Consider the following 13,822-nt stretch of genomic DNA (forward strand, 5'->3'; position numbering starts at 1 on the left):
ATGTGGCCCGCAACAACCCGCTTTGGCAGGAGGTGAAAGACGGCGACGAGGTGCTGGTGATCTTCCGCGCCGCCGAGGGTTATATCTCCCCCAGCTGGTATCCGGGCAAGCAGGTGCATCATCAGCAGGTGCCCACCTGGAACTATGCCGTGGTGCACGCCCATGGCCGTATCCGGGTGAGGGACGATGCCCGCTTCGTGCGTCGCTTGCTCGCGACCCTGACCCGTACCCACGAGGCGGGAGAGTCCATTCCCTGGAAGATGGCGGATGCTCCGAGAGACTATCTCGAGACCATGGTGCAGGCCGTGGTGGGCATAGAGATCGAGATTGAGCGGCTGGTCGGCAAGTTCAAGCTGGGTCAGAACAAGGAGGCGGCGGATCGCCTGGGAGCGGCCAATGCCCTGCAGGATCGCGGGCAGAGCGCGCTGGCCGGCGCCATGCTGAACCCGCCCCCTTCACAGTCCTAGCGTGACATCTTGAGATTCGGCCCGACAAAAACGGCAACCGTCTGGTTGCCGTTTTTCATGGTTCCACTCCCGCTCACGCGCTGGCATTGAGCAGCTTGCCGACACCTTCCCCCTTGCCATTGGGCAGGGTCTGCTTGAAGGCGTAGAGCAACTGATCGAGGTTGAGGTCGCTGTTGCCAAGGGAGCTCTTGAGGGTGTCGAGCTCGCTCTGCAGCGCATCGAGGCGGGTGCTCTGGGTGCCGTCTGCCAACTGGGTGCGGGCGGCGTCGATGGCCTGGGGCAGGGGCTGGCCCGAGGATTCCTGACCCAGGGTCTGCATCAGCGCCCCCATGAAGTGGTTGATGGCGGGGCGGTTTTGCTCGCTGTCAGCCTCCTGGATGCCGAGGCGCTGGAACAGGCTCTGCACCGTGGGGGCAAGGTGCGCTTCCTGCACGGCGGGCTCGGTCTGGGCGGGCGGCGTGCTGTCGTCCAGCAGCTTGCTGCCGAGCTTGATGGCAAGGGAGGCGAGGGGAAGCAGGGTGCCGATGGCGATCATGATGTCACTCTCCGTACGACTGATGTCATGACGGAGCAGGGAACGGACCAGTTTGGCGAACATTCACCCGAAAAATGGCAGGGGATTGATCCTGCTGTGAATTTCGTTTTTGCCAGGCGGAGGGCGAGCGGGTGCGAACGGGGGCGGCGGCAAACCCTTGCAGCCCGGGGGCTGGCCGGTTTGCCGCCCGGCTTGCCGGATCAGAGCTCCTTGAACGGGCGGCGCTTCTCCTCCTCGATGACGATGGCCTCCAGATTGGCGATGCGCTCCTGCAACTCCTTGATGATCATGTCCTGCTTGCCAAGACGGTCGGTAATGCGGGCATCCCCCATCTGGTAGCGGGCGCGTTTGGTGAGATAGCTGAACGACACGCTGATAAAGACGATCAGGACGATACCTGTCCACATGGTCATGAATGACTCCTTTCAAGATTTGAACGAGAGGATCTGTCTCCCGCGCTGTCGTTGTCTCATACCCGGCCCTGGGCGGCAATGCCCGCTCAGTCTTGTCTGATGCGAGCACCAACATTTCCCATTGGCGACATCCACCATCCATGGACTGCGATTGGCAATGGAAGCCCTGCGCCTCCCGGCGCAGGTGAACAAGAGCCATCGACCTGAAGGCAGGTTGCTCTAGATATGTGTATGACACACCCCATGAAGGGGGATGGTATCGTTGCCGCTGCCGAAGTCGCCAGCACCCAGATGGACGGCGTAGTGGCCATCGCTGCCTTCGGCCTCGGATGTCCAATAAAAGTTCGAGGTGAAGCCTGCGTTCCCGTATTGTCCCAGATCCCCCCACTCCGACCACAATGAGCCCACTCCTCGGGTTCCCGATGTCAGGTCTGTGATGGAAGGCTGACTCCAGCCCAGCGTGGCACACCCGCTGGACGCGCTGACCCAATCCTGGGGGGCGGCCCCCTGGGGCTCAAACCAGCTTGTGACCTGGAAGGTATAGGCCAATGGAGCGCCACCCCATTTGGGCATGGCCATGATGGTGACTGGAGCCGCATTTCCCTGGGAGATGAAACGGACGTTGCCGCTGCTGTCAACCGAGACCCATGGTGTATTGCTGCTCCAGTGGTAGCTACTCGCCGTACCGGAGACATTCAGGACAAATTCTGCCCCTGTAAACCCGGTGCCAGGAAAACCGGCGCCCAGTGCGTAAATGATGTTCCCGGCAGAGATGTTGGTGAACGCCGGTGCTGACACATTGATCGCGACGGCGTTGCTGGTCATGCCATCTTTGCTGGCTGTGATGTCGGTCGTTCCCACCCCGCCGGCATTGAGAAGGCCTGAAAGTGTGACGGTTGCTGTGTCGGTGTCGAGTGATAACCAGGCTACGCTATCGCTCACATCCGAGGTTGAACTGTCGCTGTAAGTGGCGATTGCAGTGAGTTGCTGAGGCTGCCCAACGAGCAGAGACGCCTGTTCGGGGGTGACATCGATTGACGTCAATATGGCGGCCGTGACACTGACGGTTACGTTGTTGCTGCCAATACCATCCTTGCTGGCGTTGATTTCTGTAGCGCCTTCCTCTACGCCAGTCAGCAGGCCCTCTGGCGTGACGGTTGCCGTGACGGCGTCAACCGGTAGCCAAGTCACGCTGCTGCTGATATCCCCCGTCGTATTGTCGCTGTAGGTGGCAGTGGCGGTCAGTTGCCGGGTTTGTCCTTTGGCCAGAGAGACGTTCGGCGGCGTGACTTGAATGGCGGTGAGGGTGGCAGGGGTGATGGTAATGTTGATGGTGTCGCTGGTGATGCCGTCCTTGATGGCGGTCACTGCCGTGGATCCCGGTGTGATCCCGGTCAGCAGGCCGGTTGAGGAGACGGTTGCCGTAGTCATGTCTATCGCAAGCCAGGTGACATCGCTGCTGATATCCGCCGTGGTGTTGTCGCTGTAGGTGGCGGTGGCGGTCAGTTGCCGGGTCTGGCCCTTGGCCAGCGAGACGCTCGGAGGCGTGACTTGAATGGCCGTAAGGGTAGCATCGGTGATGGTTATGTTGGCGGTGTTGCTGATGATGCCATCCTTGCTGGCAGTCACTTCCGTGGTGCCCGGCATCATCCCGGTCAGGATACCCGCTGAATTCACGCTGACGGTGTGTGCTCCGACAGGAAGCCATGCAACCTGGTGGCTGATATCCGCCGTGGTGTGGTCGCTATAGGTGGCGATGGCGGTCAGTTGGTGTGTCTGGCCCTTGGGCAGTGACAGGATGGAGGGGGTGAGTTGAATGTCAGTGATGCTTGCCGCGCTGATGTTAATCGTCACCGCATTGCTGATGATGTTCTCTTTGCTGGCCGTTACATGAACTGTCCCTGTTTCAGTGCCGGTGAGCAGGCCCGAAAAATCAATATTCGCCACGGTCGGGTCACTGAGTATCCAGCGTACTGAGGTTGATATGTTATGGGCAGTACCATCCGAATAATATCCCATGGCAACAAAAGGCTGGGTGTTCCCTTTCGCCAGCGTCAGAACACTTTTTCCCTTTGTCACTGTCTGAGTCGGAATAATCTGAATTCGCATCAGACCGGTATCACTCGTTGTCATGGATGAACTGTTTTCACACCCGCTCAGTAACGCAGCGAGTATGCATAAAAATATTAAGTATATGTTTTTAATGGCCAAGTTATATCTCTCTCAACATGTGGCGTACTATGGGGTTGTTGGTTTTTTCCGGAAGTATTACCAGAAATAAATGCTGTTAGCCCCAAGTGCGAGTAATCGTCGAGATGTGTTCCCAGACGGGACTGATGGCAGGGGCCATGGGTAGGTGAGTATGCGACTTTCAATTGGCGCCCTTGATGCCCCCAGTCATCGGCTTTGGATGACAGATGAGGTTCCAGGGGGACTCATTCCTACTCGGTCAGGGTGGGCGTTATGCCTCTTTTGTTATGTGTTACTTGTAGTTGCGAGATCTTGTTGCGATATGGAGCGGCACTTACACAGCATGATAGGATATATAAAAATGTCACTGATAAAAAATTGATTTTATCATTGAATATATTCAGCCATGAGATGTGAGTGATCCGATATGTCCTTTCATATTCATGACAGCAAGAAAGTCTGATGCACTTTCAAACACCCCAATAGCCTACCACGTGAAATTGAATATGACCACCCAGATTACAGGCTTATTTAGCTCGTATCTTGGGAGTGTTGTTGATTTTGTCTGGCTTGTTCTGCATGGAATGTATAAAGGTTTGAACGTTATTGTATAGGGGGTGTGTATTTTTTGATTAGAGCCATTTTTCTTTCTGAAATGGAATGAATGAAGTCTGAATATTATTATCTTCCTCATATTTTCAGAAATTTCTTACAGATTTATTATTTCCCATGTAAGAGAAAGCTGAATTTCCCCTACTTTCCTAGACACCTCAAGAGCCTCAAACTGAGGTCATTCAGGAGATGCTATGAGCAAGCCGCAACGTGACACGAAAGAATTCAAACTGGCAGACGTCAAGCAGGTGACTGAGCGTCATTACCCAGTGACAGAGGTCGCTGAGCGACTTGGTGTTTCCAGCCACAGTCTCTACGCCTGGATCAGGCGCTACAGCCAGCCCGACGTGCAGCAACAGCATGACTCCAGCCAGCAAGCCGAAATTCGGCGCCTCAAGGTTGAGCCACGCCGTGTCACCGATGAGCGAGATATCTTAAAAAGGCCGCCGCGTACTTTGCCAAGCTGTCAGGGTAAGGTACACCTTCATCCGGGAGCACACGTCCGCACATCCCATCCGCCGACGGTGTCGGATGATGAATGTCCACCCGAGCGGTTATTACGCCTGGCAGCACCAGCCTGTATCTACCCGCGCTCTGGAAGACCAACGCCTCCTGGGCCAGATCAAGCAATGTTGGCTAGAAAGCAGCGGCGTCTATGGCTATCGCAAGATCCGGGACGACCTGCGAGAGATGGGCGAGACCTGCGGGAAACACCGGGCGGCGCGATTAATGCCTCATGAAGGTTTATGTTAACAAACGGGTTATCGTCGCCGTCCCGGTCATTATGGTGGCAGGCCAGCAGTGGTTGCACCGAATCATCCTGAGCGCCAGTTCGATGTGACTGAGCCAAATAAGGTCTGGGTAACGGACATCACTAATATCCGAATCCATGAAGGCTGGCTCTATCTGGCTGCGGTATTGGATTTGTTCTCACGACACGTCATTGGTTGGTCAATGGGGCCACGGCTCGACCGAGAGTTGGCCATCAGCGCGTTACTGATGGCAGTGTGGCGACGACGACCCGAACAGGAAGTGCTGGTTCATTCTGACCAAGGGAGCCAGTTTAGCTGCTATGATTGGCAGGATTTTTTGCGGGATCACCGGCTCAAGGCCAGCATGAGCAGACGCGGCAATTGTCATAACAACGCGGTGGCGGAGAATTTCTTCCAACTTCTCAAACGCGATCGGACCCGACGTAGAAACTATGCGGATCGCGAGGAGGCCCGACAGGATGTGTTCGATTACATTGAAATGTTTTACAACCCCAAGCGCCGACACAGCTTCAATAATGGGTTATCACCAGTAGAGTGTGAGATGCAATATTTCGAACGGCTCAAACGTGTCTAGATAAGCTGGGGCGATTCAGTCCGGGATGATTAAACCACTACAAAAACACCGCCAATGGGCGGTGCTTTGTCATTGCGATGAGAAGCAATGCCATCTATTTACAGCAACGCCTCACCATAGCGGTTGGCTTCATCAGAACCTTTTTGCAATTTAATCAGCAGCAACAGAACAAATCCGATAATGGGGACAGCGCCGAGCAGCAAATACCAACCAGTACGATTGGTATCATGTATCCGACGCACAGCCAGTGCCGCACAAGGAATGATCGTCAGCAATCCATAAACACCCAACGGATAATTAATATGATCCGGAACGTTGAACGCCAGCGTTAAAATTACAGAGATCACGGTATGAAACAGCAAGAACATAAAGTATTCTTGACGTGATGCACGCCCGTGGAAATTAAAGTATCTTTTGAATGCTTTAAAATAAAAATTCATCACACACCTCGATATGAGTACCTGAAAAAATGTTGTTGTGCCAATTTTAATGAGTTATGTCGCAATTGGCCGGAGCAGTTCAACAATAACCAATAGCGTTAGCCGTACCAACACAATAAACATTATTAAAAGATATTAACGCGAAAATATAAAAAACGAGGATGGCGCAGCGTGTCCTGGCAGATGGCTTACTTGCCGCCAGCCTCCCTTTTCGCACTCGATGGGAGCCTCGCTGCTTGGGAGAGGTGGCTTACTCACTGCATCAGCAAACGTGCTTGAAAATGGGCGTTCGGCCGTCAGCACCGCTCACTAACCTCATGATTTAATCTATTTTAACAGTTTTTAATAATTATTTTTGGTTGGCATCTCACTGGACTGGCCAGTTAGGCTTCAGGTCAGAAAGCAACGTTCCACATCACAAATGCCAAACAGGTGATATATGAAAAAAAGTTTAGCCATCCTTGTTACCATGACCTTGCTGACCACAGGCTGCTCGAATATCAGTACCCGTGATGCCTTGATTGGTGCAACAGCATTGGGTGCAGCCGGTGCGATTGGCTATTATGCCGGGCATCATAAAAAGTCAGGAAAAGAGAGCAGTTCAGCACAATTCGATCAGCAAGACTTGACCGGCATGCGTGAAAGCCAGGCCAGTGATCAATTGCAGCAACATGGATTTAATATGGTCGATGGCTGGCAAAATGATCACGGTAACCATGCCTCCTTTGCCATCTGGTATAACGACAACTCTCATCAGTGTTTGCAGTTGAAAAGTGTTCATGGCGACGTAAAAAATGCCTCTGACACACGCAATGAAAATTGCCATGCCTAATTTAATTATCTTTATTAACAGGAACATCCACATGAAAATGACATCTTCTAAATATATTGCTATCGCTGTTTTGCTGAGCACATCTAGTTGTGCATTGCCGATAATGGCGGCCGACACGGCCGATCTTAATTATCAGGATATTGGTTGGGTCAAACAGGAACTGAGCGACCGCGGTTTTGTAAAAGGTTCTGCACCCAGCAGCGCCGTCGAATATTGGTGGAACCAACAAGACCAGCAGTGCATCCGCCTGGCCATCAAACATGGCAAGGTCAATGACATCAGTGACGAGCAACGTGATGAGTGTGGCGCTGTCGTACAACGCTCTCACTCTTCAACCCCGCGTCATGACCACAAACAGCGACTTGCCGTCAACCAGATGCCCAGCTATTGCCTGAATTTTGCTGCCGAAGACTTGGGAAGATACAAAGATGATGTCAGCACCCTGCCCGCCGAAAAAAGCCATGGCAAATACGTGGTGCCGGGGCAGAGTGACTCGATTTTCTTCGAGTGTACCTTTAGCAAAGATGGCTCTTTCCTCGGCATGAACCTCAAACGCTAACCGCCCTCTTCCTCTGCTCAGGGCGGGAGTCTGTTGTGACGACTCCTGCCTTTACTCACGATCAGCAACAACAGAAGCCTGTCAGGCACATACGTCCCTTGACAAAAAAGAGCCTCCCCCGTCAGAGTTCACTATCAAGTTGACCTTCAGCACCATGACTCTCGAGACGCTCACCACGCCATGCTTCCGGATCAGGATTCCCATTTGCACTCTTTCGGCCGATTCGTGCTGGACACCAAACAACTTACGTTGACCCGACGCCAGGATGGCGAGCCATCGGTCATGCGTGTCTCTGCAGCTGAAGCGCGCCTCCTGCATTATTTTCTCACGCATGCAGGCACCTTGCTCAGCAAAGAAACGCTGCTGCAAACCGGCTGGCTGGGTCGACCTGTCAGCACCAGTTCACTGCCAGTCGCCATCGCCAACCTGCGCCGCTATCTCGATACCCCGGAACAAGAGGCGGTGATCAGAACCTTGCCGCGGCAAGGCTATCTGTTCATGCTTGCTCCCGGCGCTGTCGCTGTGCCGGAGGCCGAGCTGACCCAGCCGCAGGCTCCCTGTGAAGAAGGGGCTGCTGCCACGCCTATCATGTCGACCCCTGATGACCCACCCCATCCGGTATCAGCAACGACAAGCGAAGAGCCAAAGCCGCTCCCGCTGTCAACCTGGCAGCAAAATCTGATGCTGATCATGATGGGGGGATTTGTGCTCCTGCTACTGCTGACAGGCATTTACTTGAGTACTACCTGGGTCACCGTCAAATGCGAACCGGCTGGAGAAGGGATCCTTTGCCATACCCAGAAGCCAGCCAGTCAACTACCGACCCCAAAACAGGGGGAGATCTGGTTGATGGTGGGTGACGAGCAGGCAAAATTTCAGGAAAAACAGCGATGAAACGTAGTTTATTGACTCGATTGCTCTATGTGTCGAGTTCGCTGGGGATGCTGCTGGTCTCGCTGATACTGCTAAATAGTCTGGGTTGTGACTATGAAATGCGTCTGTCGTCCAAAGAGGCTGATTATTATGCCGTTTGCCGAGCTGGCAAATTTACCGTCATCGAACGTGAACACGGCTCCAAAGCGACCTGGATGGTCACGGCATATCAGGCTGTGCTGGGTAGCCAGCTCATTTTCTTCGTCACAGAACGTTCTCAGGTTGAAGCCCCCCAGACCAAATCGCCTTTGAGTGACCTTAATAAGATGCATGGCAGCTTCACCATGCCCCTTAACTATGGCTGGAAGAAGCTGACCCCTGACCATATCGCCATTTTTCAACAGTCGCCTCACCCGGAAATACTGCAGGGTCATTTTGAGGGTTCACTGGATTTCTACCACAGGTTCTGGCCTTCAACACCAGTGAAAATCGCAAAGTGAGGCCGAACAAGCCCTTGAGCATCAAGGCAGTGCTGATAGCTTGGCCAGTGTAAAGCTGGCTGCAGTCTATTACTCGTGTGCAGCGCAGCCCGCTCTGCGAGATGTCTGCAACCAGAGCGAGCGGCTTAGCCGGCGCCCGATCTGCCGCTATTCCAAAGGATGGTTTAGAACCTTAACCTGTGACTCTCCTGCTCTCTGCTTGCTCAGATCCCCTGCCAGATCGGCCAGCTGAGCCAGATCCCGAGCAACAGCAACTGCCTCCAGACGATGGCCCAGAACCGCAGGCGGTAGCTCCCTTTCTGGGTCTTGTGGCGTAGCCACTGGCGGGCGACCAGGGCGCCAGGCCAGCCGCCGCACAGCTCAAGCAGATGCAGGCGGGCCTCGGGCACGCGCCAGCCGCCACGAATGGCCTGGCGTTTGTCCCAGTCGTAGACGACCAGGGTCAGCAGGCTCATCAGCAGGATCAGGGCTAGCGGCCACCAGTTGGCGTCCCGCACCCCGAGCCAGCCTGCCCAACCCAGGGGCAGCAGGGCAAGGGCCATCATGACAGCAGCGCCGGATCCCGGGTCTCGCCCGGGTGTAGCGTGCGGATCACCCGGGCCGGATTGCCCACCGCCAGGGAGTCCGCCGGGATGTCCCGGGTCACCACGGCGCCAGCCCCTATGATGGAGCGGGGCCCTATGGTGACGCCGGGGCAGATGATGGCCCCGCCGCCAATCCAGCAGTCATCGCCGATCCGCACCGGCTTGTTGTAGGCGGTCCAGTTGCGTCGCTCCAGATGATCCATGGCGTGGGTGGCGGTGTAGATCTGCACGTTGGGGGCCAGCAACACATGGTTGCCGATGTGCACCTCGCCCACGTCGAGTATGGTGACGTTGAAGTTGAAGAAGGTCTTCTCGCCGATGTGGATGTTGCGGCCGAACTCGCAGGTGAAGGGGGTGCTGATCCAGCAGGAGTCGGGACAGTGGGCGAAGAGGTCGCGGCAGATCTGCTGGCGCAGGACGTGATCCCCCGCCGGTGAGGCGTTGAGTCGGCTCAGCAGCGCCTGGCCGCGAATGCGGTCGTTCGCTATCTCCTCGCTCTGGCTGTCCAGGGCGCCCCCCGCCAGTACCTTGTCCCAGTCGCTTGCCATGGTCATCTCCTCCTGCTGCAAGAGGGGGCAGTATACGCGACAAGGGGAAAGGGTGTCAGAGTGCCGGGCCCGTCAGGTGATCCCCGTCATCCTGTCACAGGACAAGGGGCAGGATGAGCAGGATGGAGACGAGGTAGGGGAGCAAGACCCGCCGCCCCAGGCTGCGTCCACCAATCACCAGTGCCAGCACCCCTTTCACCAGGGAGTTGACCAGCCCGGCGAGCAGTATGCCCCTGGCGGCTACCTCCAGGGCCAGCTCCTTCTGGGCGAGCTGGGAGAGGGAGAGGGTGATGGCGTCCACGTCCGTGATGCCGGAGACCAGCGCCAGCAGATAGACCCCGGAGTTGCCCACCTTGCTCTGCAGCAGGGTGGCCATGAAGCCGATGAGGGCCAGCAGCAGGCCGAACTTGATGGCGGTGGCGAGATCCAGCGGGTTGCGGGTTTCGGGCTGTACCGGGCCGTCCGGCATCTCTTCCCGCTGGCGCCAGAACCAGAAGGCAAAGCCGTAGACGATGGCTGCCAGCAGCAGCAGGGGGGCGGCCAGACGCAGCGCCAGCTCTCCGTGGATGATCAGCACTAGTGCCAGCAGCCTGAGCCACATGGTGGCTCCCGCCAGCAGAATGCCGGTGGCCAGCAGCCGCTCCAGCCCTCCCTGCTCCTTGTTGAGGCGGGCAAATTGCAGGGTGAGGGCGGTGGAGGAGGCGAGCCCCGCCAGCATGCTGGTGAGCACCAGCCCGGAGCGGGTGCCGAGCAGGCGCACCGCAAAGTGACCACAGAACGAGATGCCGGCAATCGCCACCACCATGAGCCAGATCTTGAAGGGATTGAAGGCATTGAGGGGACCCATCTCGGTATCGGGGAGCACCGGCAGCAGCACCAGGGAGATGAGCAGAAAACGCAAGGTGGCGTGAAACTCCATTTCGCTCAAGAACAGCATCCCTTGCTGGATCTTGCCCTTGAGCCCCATCAGGAGGGCCGCCAGCACGGCGCAGGCCACCGCCTCGCTCGGGCTCTGCAGCACCGACATCAGCCCCAGCAGGTAGGTGAGCACCATGGCTACCGAGCTGGTGAGGCCGAACTCCCCCTGCCAGCGCTGGGCCAGCCAGACCGAGAGGCCGCACCCCGTCACCACGGTCAGCAGACCGAGCAGGGCCAGCCAGGGCCCCAGGGTGGGCAGCAGCAGGGCGCAGACCCCGCCGAGCAGGCCGATGAGGCCATAGGTGCGCATCCCGGCGATGCGCTGGTTGTCTCCGAGCTGGCGTACCTGCCAGCCCCGCTCCAGCCCGATGATGAGCCCGATGGCCAGGGACACCAGGGCGCCGTAGACGGGCTCGGCCTCTATCCACATGGGTTTCTCCTCCCGCTGCCGTTTCAGTGAGGATGGCACAGGGCATCCCGGGGCAGGGGGAGCTGGCTCACAGAGCGGGTGTCCCGCCTGCCGGGGTCTTGCAAACAAAAAAAAGGCGCCACCTGGAGGGGGCGCCTGGAAAGGTCAAACCTTGCGGTTTGCAGACCAACGGAACCAAAGATCACACACTTCACACTCAGCACTGCTGTGGGGGCAGGGCTCAACCCTGCCACTTGCCTCCTTCCACTATCACGTCGTTGGGATCGGTATCGGCGCTAAGCTTGTCGCGCACATACTGGTCGTAGAGTTTGAGCAGGTACTTCTCTTCCCCCAGCTTGGCGAGACGGTCATTGACCCAGTCACGCAGCTCGATATTGCCCTTCTTCACCGCCGGGGCGATGGGGTCTTCCGAGCCCAGCTTCTCGGGCAGCACCCGATAGCCCGGGTTCTCCTTGGCCCAGCTGAAGAGCACCAGGTTGTCCTGGGCATAGGCGTCGCCACGGCCCTGGGCCAGGGCCTGCAGGGATTCGGTGTTCTTCTCGAACTTGAGCACCTTCCACTCCGGGTGGTTGCGGGTCAGCCAGATGTCGGCCGTGGTGCCGGTAGTGACGATAAGCCGCTTGCTGGCCAGATCGTCGAGCTTCTTGGCGTCGCTGCCTTCCGGCACCAGCACCTGCACCGCGACCTTGAGGTTCGGGTTGGTGAAGTCCACCACCTGCCGCCGCTCCGGGGTCACCGTCATGTTGGCGAGGATCAGATCCACCTTGTCGCTCTGCAGGAAGGGGATGCGACTGGCGGGCTCCACCGCCACGAACTCGACCTTGTTCTCGTCCCCCAGCAGATCCTTGGCGAAGCGGCGGCCGAGATCGGTGTCAAAGCCGACGTAGTTGCCCTTCTCGTCCACATAGCCAAACGGCGGCTTGTCGGTGAAGACGCCGACGATGAGCTTGTCCCGGGCCTTGATCTTGGCAAGGGAACCGTCTTCTGCCTGGGCGGCGCCGCTGGCGAGGCCCAGGCCGATGAGGGCGCTAAACAGGACCGAGGTAATTATCTTCATGCTGACTCCTTTCGTTTGCTGACAGTTGTATAAGAAAACTTGGCGAGGAACTGGCGGGCACGCTGGCTCCTGGGATTGTCGAAAAATTGATGGGGGGCGGCCTGCTCCAGGATGTGGCCGCCGTCCATGAAGATGATGCGATCCGCCACCGCCTGGGCGAACGCCAGCTCGTGGGTGACGATGAGCAGGGTCATGCCGCTGCCGGCGAGATCCCGGATCACCTCCAGCACCTCCTGCACCATCTCGGGATCCAGCGCAGCTGTCACCTCGTCAAACAGCATCACCTGGGGGTTCATGCACAGGGCCCGCACGATGGCGATGCGCTGCTGCTGGCCGCCGGAAAGCTGGCGTGGATAGTCGTGGCGCCGCTCCCACAGGCCGATGCGGGTCAGCAGCTGCTCTGCCTGCAGCAGGGCCTCCTGCCGCTCCCGCTTCTGCACCTGCACAGGGCCGAGCAGCACGTTCTCCAGCACTGTCAGGTTGGGGAAGAGGTGATAGCTCTGGAACACCATGCCGATGCGCTGGCGCAGCCGCTGCCAGTCGGTGCTGGCATCCAGCCTGTCTCCATCGAAGCGAATGTCGCCCCCCTGAATGGGTTCGAGCCCGTTGAGAGTGCGCAGCAAGGTGCTCTTGCCGCAGCCGCTCGGCCCCAGGATGACGATCACTTCCCCGGCGTTCACCGTGAGGCTGACCTCATCCAGTACCCGCTGTTGGCCGAATTGTTTGCTGACAGCATTGAGCTCAAGCAGAGGTGTCATACCGCATTACCCCATTGTTGCTCCAGCCAGCGCGAGGCGAGCGAGAGCGGATAGCAGACCAGAAAAAAGAACAGGAACAGCAGACCGTAGATGAGCAGCGAGCCATAGGTGCGCTCGATGATCTGCTGGCCCACCTTGATCACCTCCACCACCCCGATCAGCACCGCCAGGGAGCTGGTCTTGATGATGCGGGTGTAGATGTTGATGGTCGGCGGTGTCAGCCGTTGCAGCGCCTGGGGCAGCAGCACGTGGCGATAGAGCTGCCAGCGGGAGAGCCCGAGCGCCAGGCCGGCCTCCTGCTGGCCGCGGGCGAGGGACTTGAGACCACCGCGCACCACTTCCCCCACCTCACTGGCGCCCCACAGGGCCAGCACCAGCACGGCGCACCAGAAGGCCGGGATGTCCAGGCCAAAGAAGATCGGCAGCCCGAAGAAGAAGAAGTAGAGCCAGACCAGCACGGGCACCACCCGAAACAGCTCCAGGTAGACCCGCAGTGCTCCCCGAGTCAGCCTTCCCCCTTGCTGGGCCAGCACGCCATAACCGACCCCGCCCAGGGTGGCGAACAGGATGGCGAGCAGGGAGATGGCGAGGGTCTGACCCGCACCCACAGCCAGCAGCGGCAGCGCCTGCGCCAACTGCTCAGTAACCGGACTGGCCATAGTGATCCCTCCCTTCTTGTGTATGGGTGGCGAGTGACAGCGGCTGCAGCTGCAGGAAGATAAGTGCCCACATCGGGATCCTCGCCTGCATCAGCGATTC

15 protein-coding genes and 1 pseudogene are annotated in these 13,822 nt (G+C 57.6%); 6 read left to right on the forward strand and 10 right to left on the reverse strand.

All coding sequences use genetic code 11. From position 1 onward, the window contains the following. A partial coding sequence (locus AB5Y53_RS20535; RefSeq protein ID WP_368183082.1) for an FMN-binding negative transcriptional regulator occupies positions 1-467 on the forward strand: 467 nt, incomplete at its 5' end. A 73-nt stretch (positions 468-540) separates the two neighbouring features. Here AB5Y53_RS20535 and AB5Y53_RS20540 read toward each other — a convergent pair. The 3 genes from AB5Y53_RS20540 to AB5Y53_RS20550 all read right to left on the reverse strand — a co-directional run bounded on the left by AB5Y53_RS20540 (position 541) and on the right by AB5Y53_RS20550 (position 3,548). Beyond that, positions 541-1,002 (reverse strand): hypothetical protein, encoded by a 462-nt coding sequence (locus AB5Y53_RS20540; RefSeq protein ID WP_368183084.1) that lies wholly within the window; start codon positions 1,000-1,002, stop codon positions 541-543. A gap of 200 nt (positions 1,003-1,202) precedes the next feature. Continuing rightward, positions 1,203-1,415 carry a hypothetical protein gene (locus AB5Y53_RS20545; RefSeq protein WP_041211694.1) on the reverse strand — a complete coding sequence of 71 codons (213 nt, stop codon included), beginning with the start codon at positions 1,413-1,415 and terminating at the stop codon, positions 1,203-1,205. 219 nt (positions 1,416-1,634) lie between these two features. Continuing rightward, entirely contained in the window at positions 1,635-3,548 is a 1,914-nt protein-coding gene (locus AB5Y53_RS20550; protein WP_368183086.1) for an Ig domain-containing protein, read from the reverse strand. Positions 3,549-4,411: 863 nt separating this feature from the next. Here AB5Y53_RS20550 and AB5Y53_RS20555 point away from each other — a divergent pair. Further along, positions 4,412-5,564: pseudogene (locus AB5Y53_RS20555) on the forward strand (IS3 family transposase). Between the two features lie 98 nt (positions 5,565-5,662). On the opposite strand, the gene AB5Y53_RS20560 reads toward AB5Y53_RS20555, so the two are convergent. Then, positions 5,663-6,004: a DUF805 domain-containing protein gene (locus tag AB5Y53_RS20560; protein ID WP_368183088.1), complete on the reverse strand. Its 342-nt coding sequence runs from the start codon at positions 6,002-6,004 to the stop codon at positions 5,663-5,665. Positions 6,005-6,443: 439 nt separating this feature from the next. Between AB5Y53_RS20560 and AB5Y53_RS20565 the strand changes: the two genes are divergently transcribed. The 4 genes from AB5Y53_RS20565 to AB5Y53_RS20580 all read left to right on the forward strand — a co-directional run bounded on the left by AB5Y53_RS20565 (position 6,444) and on the right by AB5Y53_RS20580 (position 8,768). Next, positions 6,444-6,836 (forward strand): hypothetical protein, encoded by a 393-nt coding sequence (locus AB5Y53_RS20565; RefSeq protein WP_368183090.1) that lies wholly within the window; start codon positions 6,444-6,446, stop codon positions 6,834-6,836. Positions 6,837-6,867: 31 nt separating this feature from the next. After that, positions 6,868-7,395: a hypothetical protein gene (locus AB5Y53_RS20570; protein ID WP_368183091.1), complete on the forward strand. Its 528-nt coding sequence runs from the start codon at positions 6,868-6,870 to the stop codon at positions 7,393-7,395. 204 nt (positions 7,396-7,599) lie between these two features. Beyond that, positions 7,600-8,289 carry a transcriptional regulator gene (locus AB5Y53_RS20575; RefSeq protein ID WP_368183093.1) on the forward strand — a complete coding sequence of 230 codons (690 nt, stop codon included), beginning with the start codon at positions 7,600-7,602 and terminating at the stop codon, positions 8,287-8,289. Then, the gene (locus tag AB5Y53_RS20580) at positions 8,286-8,768 is read left to right on the forward strand and encodes a hypothetical protein (RefSeq protein ID WP_368183094.1); all 483 of its coding nucleotides are present in this window, start codon (positions 8,286-8,288) and stop codon (positions 8,766-8,768) included. The genes AB5Y53_RS20575 and AB5Y53_RS20580 overlap by 4 nt, the downstream gene beginning before the upstream one ends. A gap of 203 nt (positions 8,769-8,971) precedes the next feature. Here AB5Y53_RS20580 and AB5Y53_RS20585 read toward each other — a convergent pair whose 3' ends face one another. The 6 genes from AB5Y53_RS20585 to AB5Y53_RS20610 form a co-directional block, all read right to left on the reverse strand. After that, positions 8,972-9,313 carry a DUF1294 domain-containing protein gene (locus AB5Y53_RS20585; RefSeq protein ID WP_368183096.1) on the reverse strand — a complete coding sequence of 114 codons (342 nt, stop codon included), beginning with the start codon at positions 9,311-9,313 and terminating at the stop codon, positions 8,972-8,974. Continuing rightward, a complete protein-coding gene (locus tag AB5Y53_RS20590; protein ID WP_180907058.1) occupies positions 9,310-9,900 on the reverse strand; it encodes a sugar O-acetyltransferase in 591 nt (196 codons plus the stop codon). The genes AB5Y53_RS20585 and AB5Y53_RS20590 overlap by 4 nt, the downstream gene beginning before the upstream one ends. 94 nt (positions 9,901-9,994) lie before the next feature. Next, the gene (locus AB5Y53_RS20595) at positions 9,995-11,248 is read right to left on the reverse strand and encodes an MgtC/SapB family protein (RefSeq protein ID WP_368183097.1); all 1,254 of its coding nucleotides are present in this window, start codon (positions 11,246-11,248) and stop codon (positions 9,995-9,997) included. A 220-nt stretch (positions 11,249-11,468) separates the two neighbouring features. Further along, positions 11,469-12,305 (reverse strand): transporter substrate-binding domain-containing protein, encoded by an 837-nt coding sequence (locus AB5Y53_RS20600; protein ID WP_368183099.1) that lies wholly within the window; start codon positions 12,303-12,305, stop codon positions 11,469-11,471. After that, complete coding sequence (locus tag AB5Y53_RS20605; protein WP_368183100.1) at positions 12,302-13,063, reverse strand: amino acid ABC transporter ATP-binding protein; 762 nt, start codon at positions 13,061-13,063, stop codon at positions 12,302-12,304. The genes AB5Y53_RS20600 and AB5Y53_RS20605 overlap by 4 nt, the downstream gene beginning before the upstream one ends. Then, complete coding sequence (locus AB5Y53_RS20610; RefSeq protein WP_368183103.1) at positions 13,060-13,722, reverse strand: amino acid ABC transporter permease; 663 nt, start codon at positions 13,720-13,722, stop codon at positions 13,060-13,062. Before AB5Y53_RS20610 ends, AB5Y53_RS20605 begins: the two co-directional genes overlap by 4 nt. Positions 13,723-13,822: the final 100 nt, after the last annotated feature.

The organism is Aeromonas sp. R7-5 (assembly GCF_040908015.1).
Taxonomy (GTDB): Bacteria; Pseudomonadota; Gammaproteobacteria; order Enterobacterales; family Aeromonadaceae; genus Aeromonas; species Aeromonas caviae.

What these genes read in the sequence shown, in the direction of transcription:
- AB5Y53_RS20540 (WP_368183084.1), bottom strand. Translation starts at nt 1,002, where the DNA reads ATGATCGCCATCGGCACCCTGCTTCCCCTCGCCTCCCTTGCCATCAAG.
- AB5Y53_RS20545 (WP_041211694.1), bottom strand. Translation starts at nt 1,415, where the DNA reads ATGACCATGTGGACAGGTATCGTCCTGATCGTCTTTATCAGCGTGTCG.
- AB5Y53_RS20550 (WP_368183086.1), bottom strand. Translation starts at nt 3,548, where the DNA reads ATGACAACGAGTGATACCGGTCTGATGCGAATTCAGATTATTCCGACT.
- AB5Y53_RS20560 (WP_368183088.1), bottom strand. Translation starts at nt 6,004, where the DNA reads ATGAATTTTTATTTTAAAGCATTCAAAAGATACTTTAATTTCCACGGG.
- AB5Y53_RS20565 (WP_368183090.1), top strand. Translation starts at nt 6,444, where the DNA reads ATGAAAAAAAGTTTAGCCATCCTTGTTACCATGACCTTGCTGACCACA.
- AB5Y53_RS20570 (WP_368183091.1), top strand. Translation starts at nt 6,868, where the DNA reads ATGAAAATGACATCTTCTAAATATATTGCTATCGCTGTTTTGCTGAGC.
- AB5Y53_RS20580 (WP_368183094.1), top strand. Translation starts at nt 8,286, where the DNA reads ATGAAACGTAGTTTATTGACTCGATTGCTCTATGTGTCGAGTTCGCTG.
- AB5Y53_RS20585 (WP_368183096.1), bottom strand. Translation starts at nt 9,313, where the DNA reads ATGATGGCCCTTGCCCTGCTGCCCCTGGGTTGGGCAGGCTGGCTCGGG.
- AB5Y53_RS20590 (WP_180907058.1), bottom strand. Translation starts at nt 9,900, where the DNA reads ATGGCAAGCGACTGGGACAAGGTACTGGCGGGGGGCGCCCTGGACAGC.
- AB5Y53_RS20595 (WP_368183097.1), bottom strand. Translation starts at nt 11,248, where the DNA reads ATGTGGATAGAGGCCGAGCCCGTCTACGGCGCCCTGGTGTCCCTGGCC.
- AB5Y53_RS20600 (WP_368183099.1), bottom strand. Translation starts at nt 12,305, where the DNA reads ATGAAGATAATTACCTCGGTCCTGTTTAGCGCCCTCATCGGCCTGGGC.
- AB5Y53_RS20605 (WP_368183100.1), bottom strand. Translation starts at nt 13,063, where the DNA reads ATGACACCTCTGCTTGAGCTCAATGCTGTCAGCAAACAATTCGGCCAA.
- AB5Y53_RS20610 (WP_368183103.1), bottom strand. Translation starts at nt 13,722, where the DNA reads ATGGCCAGTCCGGTTACTGAGCAGTTGGCGCAGGCGCTGCCGCTGCTG.